Source organism: Alcanivorax sp. 24 (genome assembly GCF_004360225.1).
Lineage (GTDB): Bacteria > Pseudomonadota > Gammaproteobacteria > Pseudomonadales > Alcanivoracaceae > Alloalcanivorax > Alloalcanivorax xiamenensis.
In genome coordinates, this window is record NZ_SNUA01000058.1 from 1 (window position 1) to 544 (window position 544).

Genomic DNA, 544 nt, shown 5'->3' on the forward strand with positions numbered 1-544 from the left:
GTGCGTAATAAAGAATAAACGCATAGCAAGGGATCAACAGATAGTAAGCTTGTTGTGCATTGCCCGTATATTCTGCAAATACACCGTATACCAAAGGCAATAGCGCGCCACCTGAAATCCCCATAATCAGTAATGCCGCGCCGGTTTGGGTTTTATCGCCAAGATTTGCAAGGGCCATTGGCCAAATGGTCGGCCATACCAGCGCATTCGATAAGCCAAGTAATGCAACAAATAACACGGTACCTGGAAAACTGTTATCAGCAAGCCAAAAGAGCACTACGTTTGCAATCGCAGTTTGTTGCGGTTCAATCAAAATGATACCAAGTGAAAACACACAACCACTTAACGCAGAAAATATCAGCGCCTGTTGCTGACTAAAAAAGCGAGGAATTAACACGATACCTAAAATATAACCTAGCACCATAAAGCCCATGGTGTAAGAGGTGAGCTCTGCGAACTGCAATACCCCTTGTTCTTTGCCGTAAAGGCCAATAGTGTCGCCGGCAATAACTTCTGCACCTATGTAAAAGAATAGGGCTATCAC

1 protein-coding gene is annotated in these 544 nt (G+C 44.3%); it reads right to left on the reverse strand.

Going from position 1 to position 544, the window contains the following annotated elements; all coding sequences use genetic code 11:
* Positions 1-544, reverse strand: a 544-nt coding sequence (locus E0L37_RS21610) for a sugar MFS transporter (protein ID WP_166643120.1), incomplete at both ends; no start/stop codon positions are given.